This window comes from Microcystis sp. LE19-10.1B, assembly GCF_027530565.1.
Classification (GTDB): Bacteria; Cyanobacteriota; Cyanobacteriia; order Cyanobacteriales; family Microcystaceae; genus Microcystis; species Microcystis aeruginosa.
In genome coordinates this window covers 1-2739 of sequence record NZ_JAPZQM010000113.1, presented here as the reverse complement: position 1 = coordinate 2739, position 2739 = coordinate 1, and the positions used below count along the sequence as shown (strand labels likewise).

Annotated in this window: 4 protein-coding genes and 1 pseudogene; 4 read left to right on the top strand and 1 reads right to left on the bottom strand. The window is 46.8% G+C overall.

Translation table 11 applies throughout. The annotated features are described in order from the left end of the window. Both O9332_RS04010 and O9332_RS04005 read left to right on the top strand, forming a co-directional pair. Positions 1-114, top strand: a 114-nt coding sequence (locus tag O9332_RS04010) for a transposase (protein WP_071824397.1), incomplete at its 5' end; no start/stop codon positions are given. A 49-nt stretch (positions 115-163) separates the two neighbouring features. Continuing rightward, complete coding sequence (locus tag O9332_RS04005; RefSeq protein ID WP_002763267.1) at positions 164-490, top strand: type II toxin-antitoxin system VapC family toxin; 327 nt, start codon at positions 164-166, stop codon at positions 488-490. Between the two features lie 120 nt (positions 491-610). Here the strand turns inward: O9332_RS04005 and O9332_RS04000 are convergent. After that, a pseudogene (locus O9332_RS04000) lies at positions 611-892 on the bottom strand (transposase); the annotation flags it as partial. A gap of 202 nt (positions 893-1094) precedes the next feature. On the opposite strand from O9332_RS04000, the gene O9332_RS03995 reads away from it, so the two are divergent. Together O9332_RS03995 and O9332_RS03990 are read left to right on the top strand one after the other, a co-directional pair. Next, on the top strand, positions 1095-2324 hold the full coding sequence (locus O9332_RS03995) for a transposase (protein ID WP_288023744.1): 1230 nt from the start codon (positions 1095-1097) through the stop codon (positions 2322-2324). A 3-nt stretch (positions 2325-2327) separates the two neighbouring features. Continuing rightward, positions 2328-2663, top strand: a complete 336-nt coding sequence (locus O9332_RS03990) for an IS66 family transposase (protein WP_353853406.1) — start codon at positions 2328-2330, stop codon at positions 2661-2663. Positions 2664-2739: the final 76 nt, after the last annotated feature.

Sequence of the window (2739 nt, the reverse complement as noted above, 5' to 3'; positions counted from 1 at the left end):
ATGGTCGAGGGAATCAACAATAAACTTAAACTAATAAAACGGAGAGCCTATGGCTTGAGAAACTTTCGGAATTTTTGGGTTAGAAGTATGTTGTCTTGGCATCTTGTATGTTGATTTAGCATAAAGAGTAACGAAGAGCCGGGCAACTCAAGCAACCGCTAATTTGTCCTATCCATTCTTTAGCTGTGAAGCTGTCATTACCGAAGCGTGTTTTTTATTACAAAATGTTTATGGCGGTGAAGATGCTGTCATGGGATTAGTTATGAGTAAAAAGATCGTTATCCCCTTTCAGTTTAGTGAAGAAGTAGATGCTATTCGAGAATTAATGCAACGTTATCGATCCGTTCCGATGTCCTTTGCCGATGCTTGTGTGGTGAGAATGAGTAAATTAATCGGGGGTAGTTCTATTTTCACGATAGATAGTGATTTCTATATTTATCGAAAAAATCGTAAAGAAATGATTGATTTAATTATACCTGATGGAATTTAACTCTTTTTCCTCGGTACTTAAATGGTCTCCTCTCATCTTCTGATGTATCTAGTTAGTATTATTCGTTGGCAGCAAGATAATCCTCTATCAGTAGCTTAATAGATATAGCAATTCTCTGACTTATGAGGTACAGTAGCAACAGTGAGTAAACCAATTGCGAATATCTTTTTGAGTAACTTCTAACATAGCCAATTCAATCCCTTCTATTAAGTCTTTGTAAGTTCTCGCCTTCAGTTTTCTTAACGTCGCTTTCACTTTTGACCAAAAGTTTTCAATAGGAGAGAATTCGGGAGAATAAGGAGGTAAATAGATGAGTCTAGCTTTTTCTTGTTCGATTATTTCTCTGACCATTTCTCCGAGATGAATCTTGGCGTTATCCATGATCAGACAGTCTCCTTCTTGCAACATCTCAATAAATGCTGGTAAGGAAGCCGAAGTCAACCTAGAAAATGAACCCGCACTCGTGAGAAAGCATCGACTTAGGTTGCACTGAGGAAGAAAATCTGCTTTAACTAAGGATATGCTTCTTCCCATCGAGAGCCCTGAAACCGAACGCACTCCCTTGGTCAACTGGTTGCTGAACCTGGTGGCCGAGCAAAAACAGGTGATTGAGAACCAGGAAAAAACTATAGCTGACCTAGAGAGGAAGGTAGCGCGACTCGAAAAGCAAGTCAAGGGCCTCGACGAGGAACTTAAAGCAGCCAAGAAACTGAAGAGCCGGCCTAAAATCAAGCCCAGTACGCTCAACCAAGAAAAAAAGACCCCAAAAGAGGGGGAGAAACGAGCCGGTTCCGAGAAAAGGAGTAAAAAGACCAGCTTTGTCCCAGATGAAGAGCGGCTCATCGAACCGGAGGAGCTACCAGAAGGAGCGACCTTCAATGGCTACCGAGAATACGACGTACAAGATTTAATCATCCAACGGCACAACATTCGCTTCCTGCTGGCCGAATATGTCACCCCAGAGGGAAAAACTATCGTGGGAAAGTTACCTCCCGAATATCAGGGTCACTATGGACCGACCTTAATTTCCTTCACCCTCTATCAGCACCACCAGTGTCGAGTGCCCCAGACCCTCATCCTCGAGGAGCTCAGGGAACTAGGAATCGATATTTCAGCAGGTCAAGTCAACCGCATCCTAATCGAGAATAAAGAGTCCTTTCACCGAGAACAGGAGCAAGTCTTTCAGGTGGGGTTGGAGACAGCCGAGTATATCCACACCGAGGATACGGGAGCCAGACATCAAGGAAAAAATGGGTTTTGCACCGTCATCGGCAACGACCTGTTCGCCTACTTCAGCAGTAGCAACAGCAAGAGTCGAGAAAACTATTTGCGGATGTTGAGAGGTACCCAGGAGGACTTTGTGCTCAATGAATACTCCCGTAGCTATCTTGAGGAGCATCAACTAGCTGCCTCCCACTTGGCTAAACTCAAATTTTCCTCTCAGGTCATCAGTCATGGGGACGAAGAGTGGAGCCAATACCTAGAGAGCTTAGGCATCACCAGCACCACGGCGGTGAAACTGGTGACTGAGGCGGCTCTGTTGGGCAGTGCCATCGAAGGGGGAGTTTCCCCAGAACTCGTTGTTCTGAGTGATGGAGCCAGACAGTTTGCCATCTTGGTTCATGCTCTTTGTTGGGTCCACATGGAACGAGGCATCCGTCGCCTACCCGGAGCCACGGCACAACATCGCCAAGACATCGCCGAAGTCACCTCAGACTTGTGGGACTATTATCAAGAACTGAAGGCTTATCAACAGCAGCCTACTCCAGGGGAAAGGGAGCGTTTAGACCGACGCTTTGATGAGATTTTCGGGCGGCGCTACCCCGAACACTAGGGTCTGAATCTGGCTCTCCAACAGTTCTGTACCTACAAACAGGAGTTACTGCGAGTGCTAGACGCGCCGCAAGTGCCGCTACATACCAATGCTGCTGAGTCTGACATTCGAGAGTATGTTACTCGGCGCAAAATTAGCGGCGGAACCCGCGATGACGATGGTCGTCGAGCCCGCGATACCTTTACGGGACTGAAAAAGACTTGCCGCAAGCTGGGGGTTTCTTTCTGGCAATATTTGCTGTCCCGCTGTTTGGGGGATGAAACCGTTTCCTATCTGCCGGCTCTGATCAGAGCGCGGGCGGCTCCCCAGAACAGTCTCAGCCTGGAAGTTGGTCACTAGCTAGACACTACCTAACAGCCACAGGCGATAGGCTGAGAGGCCAGAGATGCTGTCGTGGCTTTCATCTTACCTCTCA